This window comes from Streptomyces synnematoformans (genome assembly GCF_039531005.1).
Lineage (GTDB): Bacteria > Actinomycetota > Actinomycetes > Streptomycetales > Streptomycetaceae > Streptomyces > Streptomyces synnematoformans.
Genome location: NZ_BAAAPF010000585.1, coordinates 1 through 2081, shown reverse-complemented (window position 1 = coordinate 2081; position 2081 = coordinate 1). Strand labels below are relative to the sequence as shown.

The following is a 2081-nucleotide window of genomic DNA, read 5'->3' as shown; positions in this document are numbered from 1 at the left end:
CCGCGACGTGGGCATGGCCACCTGGCTGCTGAGCGAGGCCGCGCGCCGCGTCGGCGGCACCCGCTGCCCCGCGCTGTTCCTCGTCCTCGGCCGGCACCGCCGGCTGTTCCGCGGCTGGCTGCGGTTCGCCGGCCGGCTGATGCCGCGCGGCACGCTGCCGCGCCGGGAGACCGAGCTGGTGATCCTGCGGGTGGCGCAGCTGCGGAGCTGCCGCTACGAGTTCGAGCACCACCGCAGGCTCGGCCGCCGGGCCGGGCTGACCCCCGCCGACGTCGCCCGGGTCACGGCCGGCCCCGAGGCGGACGGCTGGACGGACCGGGAGCGCACGCTGCTCGCCGCCGTGGACGCGCTGCACCGCGACCGGGACCTGGACGACGCCTGCTGGCGGCGGCTGCGTGCCCACCTGGACGAGAAGGCGGCCATCGAGCTGCTGCTGCTCGCCGGCCACTACGAGATGCTCGCCACCACCATCGCCGCCCTGCGCCTGCAGCCCGACCCGCCGCGCTGAGCGCCTCCGGCGGGTGCTGCGGTGAAGACCCGTTCCGGGGGCTCCGCGCCCGGACCCCCCGCCCGGGGGTGGACCTGCCCGGAAGACGCGAGATCATGGACGCATCGTTCCCGGCCCAGCTGGAGGTATCGTGGCCGCGCCCTCGTCTCCCACCGCCGCGGGTCCCGCCCGGCACGTCGTGGCCGTCGTCGGCGTGGGCGCCGCGGGTGCCCTGACCGCGATGCAGCTCTGCGAGACCGCGGTCCGGCGCAGCACCCCGCTGGAGCTGGTGCTGATCGACCCGGCGCCCGAGGCGGGCCGCGGCGTCGCGTACGCCACGCCCGACCCGCGGCACCGGCTGAACGTCCCGGCCGGCGGCATGAGCTGCTACCCGGACGACCCCACGCACTTCGTCCGGTGGCTCCGCGCCCACGGCGAGCCGGCCGCCTCCGCCTGCGACTTCGTCTCCCGGCACCGCTACGGCGCCTACCTCGCCGACTCCCTGGGCCAGGCCGTCATCCGCGCCCACGGCACGGTCGCGGTGCGCCGGCTGCGGATGAAGGCGACCGGCTGTACGTGGGCCGCCGGCGGGTCCGCCACCCTGCGTCTCGCCAACGGCCGCACCCAGCGCGCGGACAGCGTCGTCATCGCCACCGGCCCGGCGCCCGGCCCCGGCGGCTGGGCGCCCGGGACGCTGCGGGCGAGCGCACGCTTCGTCGCCGACCCCTGGGCGCCCGGCGCCCTGGACGCACTCACCGCCGACACCGCCGACACCGGGGACGACGACGCCGGCGCCCCCGGCGTGCTGCTCGTCGGCACCGGCCTGACCGCCGTGGACGTCGCCCTGACGCTGGAGCGCCCGGGCCGCCTCGTGCACGCCGTCTCCCGCGGCGGCGAGCTGCCCCGCCCGCACGCCCTGACGCCGCTGCCGCCCCTCCTGGCCGACGCCGCCCTGCCCGGCCTGCCGCTGGCGGAGCTGCGCGCCGCAGTGCGCCGGCCCGTCGGCGCCGCCGTACGGGCCCACGGCGACTGGCGCCCGGCCGTGGACGGGCTGCGCCCGCTGACGCAGGCGATGTGGGCCCGCCTCTCCGACGCCGACCGGGCGGACTTCCTGGCCCGCGACGCCTCCCGCTGGAACGTCCACCGCCACCGCATGCCCCCGGCCACCGCGGAGGCCGTGCGGCGGGCGCTGGCGGCCCGGCGGCTGCGGCTGCACACCGGGCAGGTGCACGACGTCGCCGAGCGGCCGGACGGGAGCCTGGACGTCACGCTGAGCGGCGGGGGGACGCTGCACGTCGGCTGGGTCGTCGACTGCACGGGTCCCGGGCTGCGCGTCGAGGAGTGCGCCGACCCGCTGTGGCGGGGGCTGCTGGCGGACGGCACGGCCACGCCGGGCCCGCTGGGCATCGGCGTCGCCACGGACGCGGGCCGGCTCCGCCCGGCCGCCGGCCCGGCCGCGGCGACACGGGACGGCTCCCCCGCGACCACTGCCCGCCCCGCCGGTGGCCGCCCCGCCGGTGGCCGGCCCGCCGCGCCCCCGCCCCTGTTCCCCCTCGGCTCCGCCCCCCCCCGCGGGCTGTGGGGGACCACCGCC

General features: G+C 79.9%; 2 protein-coding genes. Both read left to right on the top strand.

Going from position 1 to position 2081, the window contains the following annotated elements; all coding sequences use genetic code 11:
• On the top strand, window positions 1-508 hold a 508-nt coding region (locus ABD317_RS36265; protein ID WP_344296205.1), incomplete at its 5' end, for a carboxymuconolactone decarboxylase family protein.
• Window positions 509-686: 178 nt separating this feature from the next.
• On the top strand, window positions 687-2081 hold a 1395-nt coding region (locus ABD317_RS36260), incomplete at its 3' end, for an FAD/NAD(P)-binding protein (protein WP_344296207.1).